This is a genomic window from Sphingobacterium sp. Lzh-3 (assembly GCF_046764375.1).
Taxonomy (GTDB): Bacteria; Bacteroidota; Bacteroidia; order Sphingobacteriales; family Sphingobacteriaceae; genus Sphingobacterium.
In genome coordinates this window covers 5,984,789-6,005,585 of sequence record NZ_CP177226.1, presented here as the reverse complement: position 1 = coordinate 6,005,585, position 20,797 = coordinate 5,984,789, and the positions used below count along the sequence as shown (strand labels likewise).

Sequence of the window (20,797 nt, the reverse complement as noted above, 5' to 3'; positions counted from 1 at the left end):
CCTACATCAAGTGAATTAAATAAAGAAGATCTTAATTTTGACTTAGAATTTAAATAGACAATTATGGAATTAGGAATAGGAATGTTTGGTGACTCGAGGATAGATCCTGTTACAGGTCAGATCCAGGCGCCACAGGATCGAATGAAAGAAATCATTGAAGAGATTAAGCTTATGGATCAAGTAGGCTTAGATTTCTATGGAATAGGGGAGCATCACCGTGCAGATTATGCTGTTGCTGCACCCGAAATTATCTTGGCTGCAGCTTCTACAGTTACCAAAAATATTAAGTTGGGTAGTGCGGTCTCGGTATTAAGTTCTGCCGATCCCGTCAAATTATTCCAGGATTTTGCTACGGTCGATCTTTTATCCGATGGACGGGCTGAACTGATGGCCGGAAGAGGTTCTTTCATTGAGTCCTTTCCCTTATTTGGTTATGATCTGAAAGATTATTCCGAATTATTTGAGGAAAAACTTGAACTTTTGTTACGTTTAAACAAGCAAAATCCGATCACTTGGCGTGGTAAATTTAGAGCGTCACTAATCAATCAAGAAGTCTTCCCACGGCCGAAAAATGACTCATTGCCAATTTGGGTTGCCGTAGGTGGTACGACCTCTTCAGTTATCCGTGCGGGAAAACTTGGTTTACCAGTCATGTTTGCTATCATCGGGGGTATGTACGAAAGCTTCGACCACTTATTTGATATGTACCGCCAAGCTTATGAAGATAATGGGCATGATATGGCTAATTTTCAAGTTGGCGTGCACATGCATGCGTTCTTTGGTGACAATAGTACCCAAATAGCCGATTATTATTATCCTGTTTACTCTTCTCAAATGGATCGCATAGGGGCGAGCCGCGGATGGCCTTCGTATCAGCGTACACAATATGACTTTGGCCGTTCTTCAAGGGGGCACCTCATTGTTGGGGATGCTAATTATGCCGTAGATAAAATCTTGCAAATACAGGAGAAATTCGGATTGACACGTTTCTCTGCACATATGGATGTTGGGGCTCCTGGGCATAAAGAAATGCTCCGTTCTATAGAGATCTATGGCGAAAAAATAGCGCCTGAAATTCGAAAAGCTTTACATAAAGATGCCTAAAGAGCGATTATCATTTTTTTAACGCTGAGATATTCGCTACCTTTGTGGCGTAAATCATTTTGAGAGTAAGATGCTTGGATTAAAGTTGTTGACAGATCCGCGATGGGCAAACATCGCAGAAGGAAATTTAGAAGAAATTTTGACTGATCATGCCTGGTGTGAACAGAAGGCTGCTTCGAATGCAATATCATTAATCACAAACAACTCAGAACACGAAGATTTAGTGCATGAACTGACAGCAATTGCTATCGAAGAGATGGAACATTTTAAGATGGTTATTGATATCATCAAAGAACGTGGCTATACCTTGGGTCGTGAACGGAAAGACGATTATGTTGGTCAATTGATGAAATTCTCTAAAAAAGACGGCAGTAGAAATATGGCTTTTATCGATCGTTTATTATTTGCGGCAATGATCGAAGCCCGTAGCTGCGAACGTTTTAGAGTCCTGTCGCAAAATATTCAGGATAAAGATCTTGCGAAGTTTTACCATGATTTAATGGTGTCTGAGGCAAATCATTATACGACATTTTTAAATTTTGCACGCAAATATACCGTAGACGTTGATGTAGAAAAGCGTTGGAATGAGTGGTTGGATTTTGAAGGGAAGCTGATACAGTCGTACGGAAGTAAAGAAGCCATTCATGGCTAATTGGATCTTGCTCCTACCTATTTTAAAACACATACATAACAGTTGTCCCGTTCTATTTCTTAGAACGGGATTTTTTGTCACTTATTTATTCTTATCTTTGTACCGTGATTGAAAAAAGTAAAATAATAGATATCAGGAGTTTGTCTTTGGATCAGATCAAAGATCAACTTACAGCGTTGGGGGAGCAGGGCTTTCGTGCGAAGCAGATTTATGAATGGCTCTGGGTAAAGTCCTGTGTAGATTTTGATCAGATGAGTAATTTGAGTAAGCCCCTTCGTGAGAAGCTGAAAGCGAATTTTACGATCAATGCAGTTACAGTTAAAGAATCTCAGATCAGCTCAGATAAAACAATTAAAAGTAGTTTTTGGCTGTATGATAACAATATCATTGAAGGGGTGTTGATACCCGCTCCGGAGCGAATGACAGCTTGTGTCAGCTCACAGGTGGGTTGTAGCTTGACCTGTAAGTTCTGTGCAACAGGCTATATGGACCGTAAAAGGAACCTCAATGCCGATGAGATCTACGATCAAGTCGTTCTGATCAGCAAGCAAGCCGAAGAGAACTACGGGCAGCCTCTCACAAATATCGTTTATATGGGGATGGGTGAGCCTTTGTTGAACTATGCCAATATGATGAAGTCGGTTGAACGCATTACGGCCCCCGATGGATTAAATATGGCTGCCAAGCGGATCACTGTTTCCACTGCCGGTATCGCAAAAATGATCAAAAAATTGGGTGATGATCAGGTACGTTTTAATCTAGCACTTTCTTTGCACGCGGCAAATGATAAAAAGCGGAATGAAATTATGCCGATCAATGAGCAGAACTCACTAAAAGCTCTGGCAGAAGCCCTCAAATATTTTTATGCGAAGACAAAGAATCCAATCACATTTGAATATATTGTCTTTAACAATTTCAATGACGAATTGGAGGATGCAAAAGAACTTGCTAAGTTCTGTAAACACGTTCCTTGTAAGGTCAACCTGATTGAGTATAATCCTATCGCACTGGCCGATTTCCTAAATGCTGAAGCGGATAAAATCGAGGTATTCGCAAATTATCTAAAAAGTCAAGGTATCATTACGAATGTGCGACGTAGCCGTGGTAAAGATATTGATGCAGCCTGTGGGCAATTAGCAATCAAGGATGAAAAAAAGGAGGAATCCGAGGCATAATCTGGCGGAGAGTTCCTATCTTTAATAGGGGAATTAACCAGATGAAATCCGAATTAAATAAGCTTTTTGGCGATTTTCTAGCTATCTTTTTTCCAAGAGAATGTGGCTGTTGTGGCTGTGTGCTAAAATATCAGGAAAAGTTTATCTGTATAGCATGCGACTTCCACTTGCCTTATACTAACTTTCATGAATATTCAGATAATGATACGGCAAGACAGCTTTGGGGGAAAGCTCCAGTGGAAGAGGCCTGTTCTTTTTTGTTCATGCAAAAGGATAGCCGTGTAGAGCACCTCATTTATCAGATTAAATACAATAATCAACCCTTTCTTGCGGAATATTTTGGCTATCTATACGGCTTAAAATTAATAGATGTAAAGGCCTATCAGGATATCGACTGTATTGTTCCTGTGCCGTTACACAGGAGCAAACTCCGAAAAAGAGGCTATAATCAATCCACTTACTTTGGAAGGGGGTTGTCTAGAGCGATGGAAATCCCACTGCGTGAAGATATTTTGGTAAGAAAGAAGGCGACAATTAGTCAAACAGGTAAGGGACGACTCGACCGTTACGAAAATGTAAGTGATATTTTCGATTGTCGGGCCACTGGGGTGCCGGCCAATGTACATATTCTATTGGTGGACGATGTGCTAACAACAGGCGCTACGATTGTTTCCGCGACATTAGCACTCTTAGATGCTATTGACTGTCGGATATCTATTGCCACTTTAGCGAGGGCCTAGACCAAATTTGCCCATAGCGTTTAGATTTATTTGGTAACACGCTCAATAAAAATGAAAAGGTCAAAACTAACGCAATACGGTGTTTACTACCGTCTGTTCACATAGTTTAGCAAATAGGCAAACCCGGCCATACCTATTCCGATTGTGTCTGCAAATAAATCCCACCAATCTCCACTGCGATAAGTAAAAATATAAAGTTGAAGCAATTCTGTCAGTCCGGCAAATAAAAATCCGAGGATAGAAACGATGAAGATGGGTAGCCAACGGGTTGGTTTACCGCTGAATTGCTGGATCACACCATTGTATAACAACGTACAGAAAACAAAAAACATACCGCAATGAACTAATTTATCCATACCCGGATAGGCGGGAACTGCGTCAAAATTATTGCCGGGGAGCGTGCATAAAATAATAACTATTATGGCCCAGATAAAAGACCACTTATAGTCTAATAAGATTTTAATCATGGCGTTAAATATCTAAAAATTTCCTGATAGAAATAAAAATATTATGAATTTAAAAATTATTCACCTGTAAATCAGCTTTTTAATAAAATTGTCTTGTCTTGTATGGTACTATGTATTGCATGGTACCATAAAATACATATATCTTTGTATTGTTATGATAGCTGAAAATACACAAATCCAAATGAGGAAGGGGATACTTGAATATTGTATCCTATCCATAATTTCTCGAGGAGAAATTTATGCCTCCGATATTATCAGCGAACTGAAGAAAGCTCAATTATTGGTTGTGGAAGGAACCTTATATCCGCTTTTAACACGTCTAAAAAACAATGGCCTGTTAAGCTATATATGGAAGGAGTCGACTTCAGGTCCGCCTAGAAAATATTATGAAATTACCCAAGAAGGGTTAGAAGTCCTTTCGCGACTAGATGTTACCTGGAATGAGCTTGTGTTTGCCGTAAACACGTCATTGGTGGGTAGAAACAATGATTCAACTAAACCAGTCAAAGATAACAACGATGAATAAGACAATAATTATCAACATAAATAGTATCGTCTTCCATATTGAAGAGGATGCTTATGAGGTGCTTCGCTCCTACATGATTGATATAAAGAAACACTTTGGACAATCAGAAGATAGTAAGGAGATTTTAGAGGACATCGAAAATCGGATTTCAGAAATGTTTACTGAAAAGATTCAGGCCGGCAGTAAAGAAGTTCTTAATATGGATGATGTTAATGCTGTGATTGAGCAGATGGGGAGTGTTAGCGATTTTGAATCTGAAGATCAGGATGGTTATGGGGCTTTTCAGCATCAGCCAAATGCAGATGGGTTTAAAGTAGGGAAGAAGCTGATGCGCGACCCTGATGACAAAGTTTTCAGTGGTGTATGTAGTGGACTGGGACATTTTTTGGGGATTGAGGCCAAATGGGTGCGCTTGCTCTTTGCTTTATTTGTTGTAATTGGAGGATCGGGCGTGTTGGTCTATGTCATTCTATGGATTGTCATGCCACTCGCTGTAACTCGCGCAGATAAGATGGAAATGCGAGGGGAGGCTCCCAACATCCAAAACTTTAAGCGTTCTTTCGATGAAGAAATGAGCGGGGTAAGGGATTCGTTTTCGAGGGGAATGGACCGTACAGGTGATAGTGTTGCTAAATTATTGCAGGTCTTTGTGAAGGTCATCGGCGTGTTCTTTGTTATTATTGTTGGGTTGACACTCATCGGGTTGATTATTGGACTTATCTTCTTTGCCTTGGCTATTGTAAACGTAATTCCTAACGTCATGGATGATTCTGGTCCTTTTTATCTCATGAATCCGAGCGATGTGCCTTTTGCATTGATAGCGGGTTTCTTGGCTATTTTTATTCCCTTTGCCGGATTGTTCTATTTGCTTCTCCGCGTTCTTTTCGAGAAAAAACCAATGAACAATTATTTAACAACCACTTTGTTTTTGGTTTGGTTGGCATCAATAGGTGCTATTATCTACTACGCTACATCGGTAGCGAAGGAGTTCAAAGAGTCCAGTACGATTGTTGAAGAGAAGCCACTGCAAAAACAAGCTGCTTATTACTTAAATGAAAATGATATTCGGGTAATTCATTTAAAAAATGGTGTAAAGAGCGGTTTGGGTATAAGAAACGAAAACGGCTCTACTTATCTGAGACGTAATATTCGTATCCGTGTCGAGCGTATCGATTCTCTACAGGAGCCTTATGTACGTTATGAGTATTCGGCAAAAGGAAGTACCTATAAAGCGGCCACGGATAGAGCCGGTAAAATTAATTATTCCTTGAGACAGGATAGTACATCATTGACCTTCGATAATGCTTTCCAATTGAACGAAGGCGAACTTTATCGGGATCAAGAAGTTAATATTACCTTATTCCTGCCTGTGGGCACAAAATTGGTCATTAATGATCGTCTGGAAGATAAATTAAGAGATATATCATTCTACGAGTGCAGAGATCGTTATAAGGAAAATGTAAATGATGTAAAGGACGTTCAATTTGTAGTTACTTCCCTTGGGTTGAAATGTGCATTGCCACCCAAAAAGTCAGATGACAGTGACGAAACAGATGCTGAAGGCAATGAAGTAATCGCAAATGATACGTCTGTTGTCATCCGCAGAGATACCATTATCAATGTCAAAAAAGATGGTGTTACTATAGTGACAAAAAAGAAATAACATAAACCAAGTCTTCCGCCTTTAGGCGGAAGACAAATTATTGAAGCTGTAACCAATCGAAAATCACTACTGAACCTCGTGTGATAAGCCTATTTAGTACCATCAAAAGTAAATGCTATTACACCTATTTATAAACGAATGAAAAGATATTTTTACCTCTTACTCTTAAATTTTTTGATAGTTACATTTGCCCATGCACAAGTAAAAATTACCGGTAAAGTGCAGTCGGCAGACAATTCCGCTTTGCCTTTGGCAACTGTATATCTAACGAAAACGAATACCACTGTTATTTTGAAAGCGGTGGTTACGGACGAAAATGGGGAATACGAATTTTCGGATGTGCGTGCCGGAAACTATCGTATTGATGTCAAAATGGTTGGATATACATCCAATAAAAGCAATGTTTTTGAACTCGGTACATCCGATTATAAAGTTCCGGTTATTCTTTTGAACGCAGATGCACGAAAACTGCAGGAGGTTGCCGTGGAAGGGAAGCGGCCTATGGTTGAGAGCAAGCCTGGTAAACTGGTTTTAAATGTCGAAAATTCTCCCTTGGCCGCAGGGAATAATGCCTTAGATATTGTACAGCGCGCCCCTGGAGTGAGTTTAGATAACAATAATAATCTACAGTTGATGGGTCAATCGGGTGTTTCAGTCACCATCGATGGGCGGCAGACCTATATGTCTGGTGAACAGTTGGTGAATTTTTTGAAGAGTACGGATGGCAACCAGATTAAGTCCGTCGAAGTTATCACTACCCGGGCAGCAAAAGATGATGCGGAGGGGGCTGTGGGGACAATTAATATTGTGCTCAAGAAAAATCGGATGGAAGGTTTTAACGGAACCTTTAACATGACGGCAGGTAGAGGAGAAAAATTTAGGGGGAATAGCTCTTTATCCTTAAACTATAAAAAGAACAACACGACAGTATTTGGATCGTATGCGTATTCGGATGAGAAAAGTCACCGGAAGCTCCTGCTTGACCGTGTTATTCAGAATAAAGGGGAAAAGACCTATTTTAAACAAAGGTCGATATTGGATGAAAAGGAACAAAACCATTCCTATCGATTCGGTGTTGAGCAAAGGACATCAGCCAGAAATACCTTAACCGTGCAGTTTAATGGTTCGAATAATATCGAATACAATGATAACGATAGTAAGACCAATGTCGGAAAGTCTTTTACAACATTGGATTCGCTTTTGATTTCGACATCGCAATTCAAAGAGTTATTTGATCGGTACTCTGCTAATTTAAACAATGAGTTTAGAATTGATTCCAATGGCAGAAAACTTACCCTTGATCTGGATTGGAGTAAATTCAAAAGCAGTAAGCGCGTGGGGTATAATAATCAATATTTTGATGGTCAGATGAATGCGATTACTCCTGAGGAGATCCAACGGAGTAGAATGCCGATCGGAATCGATATCTATGTTGCTAAATTGGATTATGAACAACCGCTATCTAAGGTATCCAAACTTGAAATGGGAGCTAAATATTCTAATGTGACGTCGGATAACGACTTAACCTTTGAAGATTTTTTGGACAATGCTTGGATGAATAACACAAAGCGTACAAATCATTTTGTGTATAAGGAACAGATCGCAGCTGGATATATAGACTATAATAATACGATAGGAAAATGGGGGCTGAAGATCGGAGCGAGAGGAGAATATACATTTTCTGACGGAAACTCATTGACCTTAAATAAGCAGGTGAAGCGGAACTACTTTAAACTTTTTCCGAATGCAAATCTGACATATACCCTCGATGAGAATCATATTTTTTCCCTAGGTTATGCAAGGAAAATCACCCGTCCTAATTACCGACAGTTGAATCCTTTTGATTATTTCATTGATAAACTAACCTTCGAACGTGGCAATCCTTATCTGAATCCGCAATTCTCCAATGAATTCACCTTAAATTATACGTTGATGCAACGTTATAATGTGACATTAGGTATTAACGATGTGCGGGATGCGATTGTAGAGAGTATGGGGCAAGATTCGGTACTGAAACAGACTTGGGTTATACGTGAAAATTTAGGTAAGAATTTGACAGCTTATCTGAATCTGAACATTCCGATTACGGTATCCAAAATTTGGAGCATGAATAACAATATTACGGGCATCCATTTTAACTTTGATGGCATGGTGGGTGGTCATCCACTTAAAAGGAAATCCTTTCTTTTGCAAGCGACATCAATGCACAATTTAAAGTTGGCGAAAAGTCTGTCGGCTAATCTGAATTTGAGGTATTTCTCTCCTTTCAAATATAATGTATACGATATGAGGGCCCGTTGGGATATGGAGGTTGGAGCGACAAAGACATTTAAGGATCAACGTAGTTCTTTGAAGCTGGCCGTGAGTGATTTGTTTAATACAGGGAATCAGAATCTGAAAACTAATTTTGGAGATTTTGACTCCAGTATCAGGCAATACCAAGATCGTCGTGTGGTTCGATTGACCTATTCGTATAAATTTGGAAATTTAAAAAATAACTATCGTAAGAAAGATACGAGTAACGAGGAAAAGGAAAGAGCACAATAGCTACTGACCATTATGTCGTTTCAAAAGGCCGTAGGAATATTTTTGCTTACGGCTTTTTATTTAGTCATTGATGACTAGCTCGGTAGGTAATACACGCGTTTCAAATTCTTTAATCGGATTTTTGGCCTCTATTAATTTGATAAGAAGTTCCGTAGCGATTTTCCCCATTTCGAAAGCAGGTTGTCTTATGGCGGTTACTTTAGATGAGAATAGTTCGACAACATTCGAGTTTGTAAATCCGGCAATAGCAATATCGTTACAGGCTTCAAAATTTCTTTTTTTCACGATATGAAGATAGCCTGTAGTTAACTTATCACCAGAAATAAAAACAGCATCAAAACCAAGCCGGATAAGCTCTTCAATTGCACTTTCGATCTCTTCCAAATGTAGCCCTCCATATTGACAATATTTAACCAAATCTGGATCAAAATCAATATGATTAGCCATCAGAGCCTTTTTATAGCCAATTAATCTGTCCTTCGTTATAGACAACGATTTAGAGTTTGTAAGATGTGCAATTTTCTTATTTCCAAGTTTTATGAGGTGCTGGGTGGCATCATAGGCTCCTTGCTGATTGTTTACGATGACTTTGTATGTGTCGAACTGCTGTGGGATCCGGTCAAAAAATACAATTGGAAATCCACGTTCTTTTAATTGGTGGAGATAAGAAATATCCTCGGTTTCTGAGGACAACGCAATTAATAACCCATCCATGCCTCTGGATGTAAGATACTCGACATTCAGCCTTTCCCTTTCCGAAGACTCATGTGTCTGTGAAATGATGATATGAAAATTCTTGTCATAGGCAATAGATTCGACACCGTTTATGACTTGGGAAAAAAAATTATTGGCTATTTCGCTGACAATGATACCAATGGAGTGGCTTCGACGCTCCTTTAAACTCCTTGCAATGGGATTCGCACGATAATTGATTTTTTCGGCATATTCCAATACAATCTTTTTTGTTTCAGGACTTATTTCATAACTATCTCTTAATGCTCTGGAAATGGTGGACGTTGATAAGTTAAGTGCTTTAGCAATATCTTTGATTGTATAGTTTTCGAATCTCATAATTGGCAAAATAGAACCTAATATTAATCAAAAAAAATTACAAAACCTAATTAGCTCCCCGGTGCAAACGTTGCCGGCAACGTTTGCATAACTTTATTACTGATAATTGCATCAACAAGTGAAATATGCTTTGTAAACTTGGTTATTGGATAGCCAGTTAAATTTCCCTGCATTTCATGCCAGAGTGATTTAGCGTGCTACAATGAAAGCGAACTGAAGGTTCTTTCTAGCCAATAAAATCAGACACTTTCAGAAACAAAAGCGACATCGATTATTTCGATGTCGCTTTTTGATATCAGCCGTATACTAGAAAATGTATTTCGTACTTAAGAAATTTGATTCATTTTCACTCACGATTTCATTTAATAATTTCTTGTTTTCCTCTGTGAATTTTGTAGCCACTAGAGAACGTATAGAGAATGACCGTAAAGCATCAACTACTGACAGTGTTCCTTCAGCACTGTCCTTTCTGCCTGTAAAAGGGAAAGTATCTGGGCCGCGTTGGCATTGACAATTGATGTTTACGCGGCTCACTTGATTGACCAGTGGATCAATAAGCGAAGAAACAACCGCTGCGTTATTACTGAAAATACTTACTTGTTGTCCGTGCGAAGATCCGATTAGGTACTCGATAGGTTCTTCAAGGTCATCAAAAGGAACGACAGGAATAACAGGACCGAATTGTTCCTCCCGGTAAAGTTTCATCTGTGAATTGACAGGGTAGACAATTGCCGGGTAGAAAAATGATTCTGCAACTTGACCACCATTCTCATTGACGACTTTTGCACCATATGCTTTTGCATCTTCAATGCATTCAGTCAGATAGGCCGGTTTATTGACTTCAGGAAGCGGGGTCAATGATACACCCTTTTCCCAAGGCATTCCATATTTCAATTTTGCGACTTCAGCAGAGAGACGTTTTAGGAACTCTTGCGCCAAGCTGCGATGCACATAGATAATTTTTAATGCGGTACATCGCTGGCCATTGAAAGAAAGTGATCCCAATACGGTTTCAGAAACTGCGAGGTTCAAATCTGCGTCTTTTGTAATAATTGCTGCGTTTTTTGCGTCCAAGCCAAGAATAGCGCGAAGGCGATTCACTTTTGGATGCAATTTTTTAAGTTCATCAGCAACGCGGCTTGAACCGATTAACGTCAAGACATTGATCTTTCCTGATTGCATTAAGCTAGGTACAATCTTATTGCCACGGCCATAGATTGTATTGACAACCCCCTTAGGGAAGCTGGTTCTAAAAGCTTCTAATAAAGGATAATGTAATAAAGTACCATGTTTAGGTGGTTTGAATAACATGGTATTCCCCATGATCAACGCTGGAATCAATGTCGTGAATGTCTCATTCAATGGGTAGTTGAATGGTCCCATACAAAGGACTACGCCTAATGGAGATCTTCTGATTTGGGCGACGATACCTTGTTCGATTTGAAAACGTGAAGAATCGCGGTCTATATCTTTCAATGCATCGATCGTTGCATAGATGTATTCTACAGTACGATCAAACTCTTTTACGGAGTCTGCGTAGGATTTGCCAATTTCCCACATAATAAGCTTGACAACAATGTCCTTTTTGGCAATCATCTTTTGTGTGAAATTTTCGACACAGGTAATACGATCGGCAACGCTCATTGTCGGCCATTCTCCACGGCCATTGTCGTATGCTTTTACAGCAGCTTCCAAGGCTTCCATGGACTCTTTTTCAGTACAAACAGGAAAGCTACCGATGCGCTTACGTTTCAAGCCATCCTTAGTCTTCACACAGATTGGTGAAAAAACCTCGTTTACTTGACCCGTCCAAGAAATCATTTCTCCATTGGAAAGGAACTCTCTTTGATCGACCTGTTCGTCTAGTGTAAATTCTGCGGGAATGTCTTGCTCCTCGTAGAAAATACTTTCTAAGTTTAAGCTCATTGTTTTTAAAAATGGTTTAGATTGATATTTATAAAGATATTGCTAATATACTATAAATTTTGCAATATATGTTAGTTTTTTATTAAAATAAGTTTAGGTACTAGTGTTTTCATTACAACCCATGCAATTAAATATGCTATGGCGCAGAAAGAAAAGATAATGAAATATCCTGCCTCTTCTCCTTTGAAGCCCATAAAGACCAGCTGAGTTTCTTTTGCAAAATCAAATAACCAGCCGGACGTTTTGTTGATGATAAAGGCTCCTACCCCCCCGGCAAGTCCTCCGATTCCTGTAACAGTCGCAATGGCACGTTTGGGAAAAGAATCACCAATAGTGGAAAAAATATTCGCAGACCAAGATTGGTGTGCAGCTCCGGCAAAACCGATCAAAATGACAGGTATCCAATAGGAAATATGACCTAGGGGTTGGGCGAGAAGTACAACCAAGGGTACAAAGGCAAATAACAACATTGCTTTCATACGGCCCTCATAAGCATTCATTCCTTTTTTGTCAACAAAATAGGTTGGTAGCCATCCGCCATAAATAGACAACATGGTAATGCCATATAAAACAAAGATAGCCAACTGCCCTTCGGTATCTGATGATTTGATATCGTATACAGCAGAGAGATAGGCCGGCATCCAAAATAAGAAGAACCACCAAACACCATCAGTCATGAATTTACCAAATACGAAAGCCCATGTTTGCTTGTATTTTAAACATTCCGATATGGTAGTTCGCGGTTGTTTGGTTACTTCGGTCTGTTCTGTTTCATGATCATCTTGATGAATGTAAGCCAATTCAGCAGCATTTACTTTCGGGTTTTCGTGTGGCTTTTTATAAAGAAAAATCCAAAAGCCCATCCAGACAAATCCTAGAGCACCGATAATGATAAAGGACATCTCCCAGCCCCAGTGTGCTGCGATGACAGGAATGGTCAATGGGGCGGCTAATGCGCCAATGGTTGCTCCTGAATTGAAAATACTGGTAGATAGGGCACGGTCTTTCTTTGGGAAATACTCTGCCGTAGCCTTAATCGCGGCAGGGAAGTTACCGGCCTCGCCGACAGCTAGAACGAAGCGGGCAAAAATAAATAGATTGACGCTAACACTCATGACTAAACCCACGTTGTTAACATGAGAAATTGCCTCTTTTGCCCCTTCGAAACCAACAAACCATTCACCGGCAACGATACCTGAAGTGGCTATACCACAGAATGCATGTAATATCGCGCCAATCGACCAGATTCCGATCGCCCATAAAAAGCCTTTTTTGGTATCCATCCAATCTACAAAGCGACCTGCAAAAAGCATACTGATGGCATAAAAGATCGAAAATAAAGCTGTGATGTTGCCATAGTCCGTATTTGTCCAATGAAATTCAGGACTTATAAAATCCTTCCAAGTTAAGGATAGCACCTGACGATCCAGGTAATTGATGGTAGTAGCAAAAAATAGTAGCGAGCATATCACCCAACGGTAATTACCCTTTTTCTCCGTGTTTATCATAATGGGTTTATAGTTATTTTTAGTGTACGTGTCTGTTTTGTATGCCAATAATATTCCCCTTCAAATGTTTGCCTTCTATGCAGTATCGAAAGGGGAATGGTTACCGTGCCTTTGAGACAAAGTCAAGAGCCTTTTTGGTGTTCTCGAATAAATTGCTTGTGTCTTTGGGGTCAATTAACTTACTGCCCATACCTACGGCACATACACCTGATTTGAACCATGTTTTTAGATTTTCCATTTCGATCTCTACGCCCCCCGTCGGCATAAATTTCTGACCTTTAAAGAGATCTCGTATCGACGACATAAATGCCGGTCCCAGAATGTTTGCAGGAAACAATTTTATAAGCGCTGCCTCTTGCTGCTGCGCAGTATAGATTTCTGTGGGTGTCATGCAGCCCGGGATCCATAGCTTATGTTGTTCATGCACAAGTGAACCGACCAGAGGGTTTACAATGGGAGAAACAATAAAGTCCGCCCCAATTTGTAGAAATTGTTGGGCTTCGTCAACTGACTTGATGGTGCCAATACCTAAATAAAGATCAGGCATTTCACGGTCTCTGGTGTCAATTAAGCTTTCAAAAACACTCAATGCTTCGGGGCCTCGATTTGTAAATTCAAAAACACGTATACCTGCCTGGTATAGGGTTCGCAGAATCTCGATACTTTCTGCTTTATCGTGATGGAAGAACAAAGGAAGTGTCCCTTGCTCAATAATTTTATCTAATACAATCTCTTTCAAATTCATGCTATCATTCTATTTTTTATGTCTTCCACAGTACTTGTTGTTGCATCGCTGGCGATGAATAATTTATCGAACGCTGCGAGCGTTGCAAACTCTAGGGTTTCTTTTGGAGAAAGGTTGGAGTATAATCCATAAATCAAGCCTGCCATAAAGCAATCTCCACTACCGACTTTATCCAAAATTTCTTCGGAAGTATATTCCGTTGATTTAATTAAACTGTCTTTGTCAAACAGGGTGGTGTAATACTTGATTCCCTTGCTTCTATAGTCAAAACGAAAGGTATTGGCCACATATTGACAAACCGGATTCGCGGAAATAATTTCCTTGCTTGTGCGATCGGCCTGTGCCAGTAGATCTTCTTCCTGATATCCAAAAGAAGAAGTTAAGAACTGTTCTTCTAGTTGGGTTCCGAGCATTTGATGAGCAGCCCATATATTGCCCATAATTAAATTGCAATACTGCGCAATTTCGGGCATAATCTCCTTCGGTTCCTTTCCATATTTCCACAGCTTAGCGCGGTAATTAAGGTCCAATGATACGAAGATTGACTTCTCTTGTGCTTTTTTTACAGCTTCCAGACATAGATCTGCAATATCTTGGCTAATTGCGGGACAGATGGCTGAAAAATGAAACCATTTGACATCGGCAAAAATTTCTTCCCAGTCAATGCTGCCCACTTTAAGGTTTGCAAAAGACGAGTTCGCACGATCATAAATAACACCTGCATTTTTTAGATCTTTTCCTTTTGGGAGATAGTAAATACCTAACCTCTCGCCAGTCCACTGCATTGCTGATGTGTCTATATTTCTGCGCTGCAGATAGCTATCAATCCCTTCACAGATCGTATTTTTGGGAATTGCAGATAGATAGGATGACGGTACATTCCACAGCGCTAATGCTGTGGCTACATTCAGCTCCGCCCCGCCGATGTAGAAAGGCAGCTGATGTTGTTCAATCCAATTCTGTTCGATGTCGGGACAGATCCGCAACAACAATTCTCCAAAGCTTAAAACTTTCCCCTGCATGTTCATTAAAATTCAAAATATTCTTTTGCGTTATTATAGCTGATATCCTGTATGATTTTTCCTACCCATTGAATATCATTTGGTATTTCCCCATTCTCGATATCTTCTCCAAAGATGTCACAAATTAATCTTCGGAAATATTCATGTCTTGGAAATGAAAGGAAGCTTCTAGAATCTGTCAACATACCAACGAGACGGCTCAATAAACCCATATTTGAAAGCGTATTTAGCTGCTTTGTCATACCATCTTTTTGGTCTAGAAACCACCAAGCCGAGCCAAACTGAATTTTTCCCTTGATTGAGCCATCATTGAAATTCCCGATCATAGTGGCAATAAGTTCATTGTCGGCAGGATTGAGATTATATAAGATGGTCTTGGTTAGCTTATCTTGATCGTCTAATTTATTCAAAAATTTTGATAATGCACGTGCCTGGCTAAAATCTCCGATCGAATCCCAACCTGTATCGGGCCCAATCAAACGATGCATACGGGCATTGTTATTACGCAATGCTCCTAAGTGATATTGTTGAACCCAGCCTTTTTCATGATCCCATTCTGCAAAATAAATGAGCATAGCGGATTTGAATTTTAGATTTTCGGTCAAGGAGATTTCCTTTTTTGTTCTAATCTTTTCAAAGATTGTCACGATTTCCTGTTCGGTATAATCTTCTGCATAGATTTGTTCCAATCCGTGATCTGATACTTTGCATCCGTTGGCAGCAAAGAAATCATGTCTTGCTTTTAACGCATTTAAATAATCTCCAAGGCTATGGATCTGCATGTCGCTGACCGCTTCGAGTTTATCGATATATTGATTCAATGCAATGATATCATCCGAGTTCATCGCTTTATCCGGACGAAATGCGGGAAGCATCTTGAACGATTCTTTTTCCTTTGCGAATTGTTGGTGAAATTCCAGGCTATCGATAGGATCGTCAGTGGTACAAACGACTTCAACATTCATCATTTTAAGCAGGCCACGTACGGAATAGTTGTCCTGGCTTAATTTGGAAGCCGTATCAGCATATATTTTAGAAGCTGTTTTTGGAGAAAGTAGGTCGGTGATCCCAAAATAGCGTTGTAGTTCTAAGTGTGTCCAATGGTAAAGTGGATTGCGAAGGGTATAAGGAACAGTTTCTGCCCATTTCGCAAATTTTTCCTCATCTGATGCATGCCCTGTAATAAAATGCTCATTGATACCATTGGCTCGCATGGCCCGCCATTTGTAATGATCGCCATGTAACCACACCTGACTAATATTGTCAAATTTTACATCATTTGCGATCTGCTCCGGAATCAGATGATTATGATAATCAATGATGGGCAGGTGTTTTGAATAATTGTGATACAGATCGATAGCTGTATTGGTGTTCAATAAAAAATTGTCGTCTAAAAAAGTTTTCATACTCTATGCTGATTTATAAGCTTACACCTCTTTTCCAAGGTATAAAATCATCCTGATTTAATAAAACTGCTTTGGGAGTTATTTCTCCACTCGCAGCCTTGATACAATATTCTAATATATCTTCACCCATATTTTGGATGGATTTCTCTCCGTCGATAATAGCGCCAGTATTGATATCGATAATGTCTGCCATTTTGGTTGCTAGGACATTGTTCGTCGCTACTTTGATCACTGGGCATATCGGGTTACCAGTGGGCGTACCTAAACCCGTCGTGAACAAAATAAGTGTTGCGCCTGCGGCAGCTTTCCCTGTGGTCGCTTCCACATCATTTCCTGGCGTGCAGACGAGGTTAAGCCCCGGCTTCGTTGCTTCTTCTGTGTAGTCCAAGACATCAACAACAGGGGAGGTTCCGCCTTTTTTTGCTGCTCCATTGCTTTTTATCGCATCCGTAATAAGTCCATCACGAATATTTCCTGGAGATGGATTCATGTAGAACCCAGAACCGACAGCTTCCGCGGCATTACTATAGGCGGTCATCAGGTCAATGAATTTATTGGCAGCTTTAGGGTCGATTGTACGGTCTATTAAGTTTTGCTCGGCACCACACAATTCTGGAAATTCAGCTAAAAGTACTTTTCCGCCTAGAGCAACCAAAAGATCGGCGGTATAACCAACCGCAGGATTGGCGGAGATCCCACTGAATCCATCACTGCCACCGCATTTTACACCCAAGGTTAATTTGCTCAATGGTACGGGTTGCCGCCCTAGTTTGTTAATTTTTGTCAGCCCGATAAAAGTTTGTAGTATCGCTTCTTTCAGCAGTTGCTCCTCACTTTTTGATTGTTGCTGTTCAAATAAGTACAAGGGTTTGTCAAATCCCGGATTACGCAGTTTGATGTCATTGACGAGATCGTTCAGCTGCAGATTTTGGCAACCCAGACTCAATACCGTAATACCTGCGACATTGGGATGGTCAGCATAGGCGGCAAGTAGCTTACTCAATATGGCTGCATCTTGTCGGATTCCGCCACAACCACCCTGATGATTCAAAAATTTGATCCCATCTACGTTTCTGAATACACGATCCGATTGCTCCGTAATTGTATTTAGCTGCCCAAGTGAGGATAGGTCTAGCGTTTCACCCTTTTCATAGGCTTTTAACAGCTGATGGGTGAAGTTCTTGTATTTTCCAGTGACTGAATAGCCAAGCTCATTGTATAATGCCTCTTTGATAACATCAAGATTTCTGTTTTCGCAGAAAACGGTTGGGATAAATAACCAGTAATTTGCGGTGCCGACACGGCCGTCCGGACGGATGTAACCATTGAAAGTTCTTCCTTCAAACTTTGCAACATCAGGCTTTTCCCAGTGGTAATGTGAAGGCCTGAAATGGTAAGGTTCGGCTGCATGTTTAGTGTTGTCGGTATTCATGATGCTTCCCTGTGGAATATCAAATTGCGCTTTTCCTACGAGAACACCATACATATAGATTTCGTCACCAAAGTGCATATCCTGCATAAAAAATTTATGCTTGGCCGGAATATCTTCCTGTAGTATATAATGTGCACCCTCAAACGAAATGGCATCACCTTTTTTGAGATCTTGTAAGGCGACTAAAACATTGTCTTTAGGATGTATCTTTAATACGTTGTTTTTCATCTTTAGTGCTATTTATACCGTTTTATTGTCAGGAAACGATGAGATTTCGAGGGCCTTTAATGCCCCTTTTTCAATGATCTGTTGCAATTTTTGGTTCACTGTTTCTTCAAAATGAGGAAACTCCGTTAAATTGATCCCCCATAAGCCCGTATCTGAAAGCACGGTATGGACGAGTGTATCTGGATTGCACCAAGCGGTATGTAATATTGGTGCAGACTCATCCTGAAGTACAACTGTTCGTCCATGAATCAATTGCTCATACTGACCACCGTTCAGCTTGGATTTTAATAGATAGAGGTAAGCCGCAAATCCAAGCGCGAAGAGCTGTGGCGCTTTATTGTGCGTTGTATACCATTTTCTTAGCAGCGGTATATTGCGCATTGCCATTTTTGAGCTATAGTTTAAAGCGATGGATTCCCATTTGTGTTCCAGATATGGATTGGCAAAGCGGTCGATGACTTTGGATGAGAAATCGTTTATATCCGCAACAGAAATGCTGTCGCTTAAAATGGCGGGACCAATTTCGTCTTGCATTAAAAGACGTATAAATTGATTGAATGCTGTATTGTGCATCGCCTCCTTTACTGTTTCGAAGCCGGCAAGAAGGGCAAGGGCACAACTTAAGGAATGTGTTCCATTGAGGAGCCTTAATTTGATTTCCTTGTACTTTTCAATTGATGGAACCAACATGACATTCGGATCTGCCAATGCAAAGGAAAGGCGTTGTTGCACACGTTCAGAATTGGCTTCTATCGCCCATAAGCGAAAGGGTTCGGCCATCATCATCAATTGATCTTCGTAGCCCAATAAAGCGCAGGTTTTCGTGTATTCCGCTAAAGGCAATGCTCCGGGGACGATACGATCGACTAGCGTGTTACAAAAATCATTAGCGATATCAAGCCAGTCTATAAACTTTTCTGGGAGTTCATTCAGCTTAGCCAAGGCTGTGACGATTGATTTCAGTTTAGTTCCATTGTCGGGAATCAATTCGGTCGGGACGACGGTTAAGCCCTTATTTTTATCCGCATTGAAGTAAACAAATCTCCGATAGAGGATCGCTAAAAGTTTTCCAGGAAAAGAAGCAGGGGGGGCGTCATTGATGGTGTCTTCGCTCATCACAATGCCAACTTCGGTCGTGTTGGAGAAAACAATTTCCAGATCCGGATTTTCAGCGCTTTTTAATATGTCTGACCAATGTTGGTTGGCTGCCAATACACGAGAAATCGAATTGTTGATTTCGTAATGTGAAATTTCTTCACCGTCTTCTACGCCTTTAATAGCTAGTGTGTATAGGTTGTCCTGTTGTTCGAAAGCATCAGCGCCGGACGAACTTGTTGACTTAACAACTAGGATTCTACCGCAAAACAAATTTTTTTGATTGGCTTTATTGACGAAATAATCTGGTAGGCCTCTGAGCAATACACCAGTGCCAAATTGAAGAATCTTTTCCGGATAAAGGAAGGAGGATTCTGTCGGCTTGCTGATGAGATCAGAAGTGATTGTATGTATAGTATGTCGTGTCAGTAACATCTGCTCGTTTTATTATTGAATTTTGTATTGTTTTTTCCATTTTGGATAGTCCTTTTGGATCAGCTTTTCCGGCCAGTTGCCGAACCAAGCATAGCCATTTCTACGCTCCTCTGAAACCTCCTCAAAGTTGTATTTGATTGTGTTGTCCCGATCTCCAAACAATGGACGGTTGTCTTCGAGATTATAAAATCGCGCCCAAATCGTGGAAGTCCGATCAGCGACAAGCTGCCGTTGATATTTTCCAGTCACCCTATCTTGTATGCGGTCGAAACGGTAACCCTCAATATCATGCTGTTCGAACCATTGTATTGCATGTTCGATCGCTTGCTTAATTTCAGTGGTTGCAGGCTGTAGCATGAGAAAGCGAACGATGGAAACAGATTCACTAGTGCTCAATGAAGCTGGTTCAAACTTTCTTGCCTGAGCAGGTTGTAAAGTGTTCTGATCGTATTGCGCAGCCCAAATACTCCTTTTTCCGTCTTGTATGACCTGTGTTTTTAGGATACAGGTTATACCCTTTTCAACTGCTTTTTGCGCTTTTGACACAAATATGGGATTGATAGCCTCAAACCCCTCTCGCTTATTGGCTACTTTGTAAAGCACTAGTAATGCATTGATCATCGCATCATCGTTGTATGTTATCTCAGCTCTATAGTGTAATTTATTTGGGTAGTATTGTGGAAATCCGCCATTCTCATATTGAGCCGATAAAATATATGCAATCCCCTTTTCTGCAGCAGTCAAATATGCCTTATTTTTAGTGTCCTTAAAAGCCTTGATCAATTCAGTTATTTCCCGGGTTGTCGCACTGTTGTCGAGCGTAGCATGATCAATATCTGTTTTCTTGATCTGCTGTAGGCGCTCTTTCGTTAATGGAAGACTGTAATCAACGACACTTTTGTCTACCAACTGTTTGGGCCAGGCGCCATTTGACAACTGGTACTGAAGCATCTTTTCGGCCACTGAATTTTTGGTGGACGCAGTCTGCCCTGTACAGTAATTATGAAACACTGATACCGCGATGAAACTTAACATAATTATTTTTCTCATGGTCT

General features: G+C 40.3%; 17 protein-coding genes. 7 read left to right on the top strand and 10 right to left on the bottom strand.

The window, feature by feature from the left end; genetic code table 11:
- Window positions 1-63: 63 nt before the first annotated feature.
- The 4 genes from ACLCDV_RS25125 (at window position 64) to ACLCDV_RS25110 (ending at window position 3,671) form a co-directional block, all read left to right on the top strand.
- Window positions 64-1,104 carry an Atu2307/SP_0267 family LLM class monooxygenase gene (locus tag ACLCDV_RS25125; RefSeq protein WP_411972517.1) on the top strand — a complete coding sequence of 347 codons (1,041 nt, stop codon included), beginning with the start codon at window positions 64-66 and terminating at the stop codon, window positions 1,102-1,104.
- A gap of 70 nt (window positions 1,105-1,174) precedes the next feature.
- The gene (locus ACLCDV_RS25120; RefSeq protein ID WP_411972516.1) at window positions 1,175-1,756 is read left to right on the top strand and encodes a tRNA-(ms[2]io[6]A)-hydroxylase; all 582 of its coding nucleotides are present in this window, start codon (window positions 1,175-1,177) and stop codon (window positions 1,754-1,756) included.
- A 74-nt stretch (window positions 1,757-1,830) separates the two neighbouring features.
- Window positions 1,831-2,931 (top strand): 23S rRNA (adenine(2503)-C(2))-methyltransferase RlmN, encoded by a 1,101-nt coding sequence (gene rlmN / locus ACLCDV_RS25115; protein WP_411567691.1) that lies wholly within the window; start codon window positions 1,831-1,833, stop codon window positions 2,929-2,931.
- Between the two features lie 41 nt (window positions 2,932-2,972).
- Complete coding sequence (locus ACLCDV_RS25110; RefSeq protein ID WP_317669123.1) at window positions 2,973-3,671, top strand: ComF family protein; 699 nt, start codon at window positions 2,973-2,975, stop codon at window positions 3,669-3,671.
- Between the two features lie 86 nt (window positions 3,672-3,757).
- Here the strand turns inward: ACLCDV_RS25110 and ACLCDV_RS25105 are convergent, their stop codons facing one another.
- Window positions 3,758-4,138: a VanZ family protein gene (locus ACLCDV_RS25105; protein ID WP_317669124.1), complete on the bottom strand. Its 381-nt coding sequence runs from the start codon at window positions 4,136-4,138 to the stop codon at window positions 3,758-3,760.
- A gap of 154 nt (window positions 4,139-4,292) precedes the next feature.
- Here ACLCDV_RS25105 and ACLCDV_RS25100 point away from each other — a divergent pair, with 154 nt between their 5' ends.
- The 3 genes from ACLCDV_RS25100 to ACLCDV_RS25090 all read left to right on the top strand — a co-directional run bounded on the left by ACLCDV_RS25100 (window position 4,293) and on the right by ACLCDV_RS25090 (window position 8,874).
- Window positions 4,293-4,664 (top strand): PadR family transcriptional regulator, encoded by a 372-nt coding sequence (locus tag ACLCDV_RS25100; protein ID WP_046673104.1) that lies wholly within the window; start codon window positions 4,293-4,295, stop codon window positions 4,662-4,664.
- A complete protein-coding gene (locus ACLCDV_RS25095) occupies window positions 4,657-6,327 on the top strand; it encodes a PspC domain-containing protein (RefSeq protein WP_411972515.1) in 1,671 nt (556 codons plus the stop codon). The genes ACLCDV_RS25100 and ACLCDV_RS25095 overlap by 8 nt, the downstream gene beginning before the upstream one ends.
- Before the next feature lie 138 nt (window positions 6,328-6,465).
- Window positions 6,466-8,874, top strand: coding sequence for a TonB-dependent receptor domain-containing protein (locus tag ACLCDV_RS25090; RefSeq protein WP_411972514.1), 2,409 nt, complete (start codon window positions 6,466-6,468; stop codon window positions 8,872-8,874).
- A 60-nt stretch (window positions 8,875-8,934) separates the two neighbouring features.
- Here the strand turns inward: ACLCDV_RS25090 and ACLCDV_RS25085 are convergent, their stop codons facing one another.
- The 9 genes from ACLCDV_RS25085 to pelA form a co-directional block, all read right to left on the bottom strand.
- Window positions 8,935-9,945 (bottom strand): LacI family DNA-binding transcriptional regulator, encoded by a 1,011-nt coding sequence (locus ACLCDV_RS25085; RefSeq protein WP_411972513.1) that lies wholly within the window; start codon window positions 9,943-9,945, stop codon window positions 8,935-8,937.
- 306 nt (window positions 9,946-10,251) lie between these two features.
- Window positions 10,252-11,871 carry an NADP-dependent glyceraldehyde-3-phosphate dehydrogenase gene (locus ACLCDV_RS25080; protein ID WP_317669135.1) on the bottom strand — a complete coding sequence of 540 codons (1,620 nt, stop codon included), beginning with the start codon at window positions 11,869-11,871 and terminating at the stop codon, window positions 10,252-10,254.
- 71 nt (window positions 11,872-11,942) lie between these two features.
- Window positions 11,943-13,379 carry an MFS transporter gene (locus ACLCDV_RS25075; RefSeq protein ID WP_411567692.1) on the bottom strand — a complete coding sequence of 479 codons (1,437 nt, stop codon included), beginning with the start codon at window positions 13,377-13,379 and terminating at the stop codon, window positions 11,943-11,945.
- A gap of 100 nt (window positions 13,380-13,479) precedes the next feature.
- Window positions 13,480-14,124 carry a bifunctional 4-hydroxy-2-oxoglutarate aldolase/2-dehydro-3-deoxy-phosphogluconate aldolase gene (locus ACLCDV_RS25070; RefSeq protein WP_333577364.1) on the bottom strand — a complete coding sequence of 215 codons (645 nt, stop codon included), beginning with the start codon at window positions 14,122-14,124 and terminating at the stop codon, window positions 13,480-13,482.
- Complete coding sequence (locus ACLCDV_RS25065) at window positions 14,121-15,146, bottom strand: sugar kinase (RefSeq protein ID WP_317669137.1); 1,026 nt, start codon at window positions 15,144-15,146, stop codon at window positions 14,121-14,123. The genes ACLCDV_RS25070 and ACLCDV_RS25065 overlap by 4 nt, the downstream gene beginning before the upstream one ends.
- A gap of 5 nt (window positions 15,147-15,151) precedes the next feature.
- The gene (uxaC, locus tag ACLCDV_RS25060) at window positions 15,152-16,552 is read right to left on the bottom strand and encodes a glucuronate isomerase (protein WP_317669138.1); all 1,401 of its coding nucleotides are present in this window, start codon (window positions 16,550-16,552) and stop codon (window positions 15,152-15,154) included.
- Window positions 16,553-16,565: 13 nt separating this feature from the next.
- Window positions 16,566-18,212: a UxaA family hydrolase gene (locus ACLCDV_RS25055; RefSeq protein WP_411972512.1), complete on the bottom strand. Its 1,647-nt coding sequence runs from the start codon at window positions 18,210-18,212 to the stop codon at window positions 16,566-16,568.
- A gap of 12 nt (window positions 18,213-18,224) precedes the next feature.
- Window positions 18,225-19,742, bottom strand: a complete 1,518-nt coding sequence (locus tag ACLCDV_RS25050) for a tagaturonate reductase (protein WP_411972511.1) — start codon at window positions 19,740-19,742, stop codon at window positions 18,225-18,227.
- A 12-nt stretch (window positions 19,743-19,754) separates the two neighbouring features.
- The gene (gene pelA, locus ACLCDV_RS25045; RefSeq protein ID WP_317669141.1) at window positions 19,755-20,792 is read right to left on the bottom strand and encodes a pectate lyase; all 1,038 of its coding nucleotides are present in this window, start codon (window positions 20,790-20,792) and stop codon (window positions 19,755-19,757) included.
- Window positions 20,793-20,797: the final 5 nt, after the last annotated feature.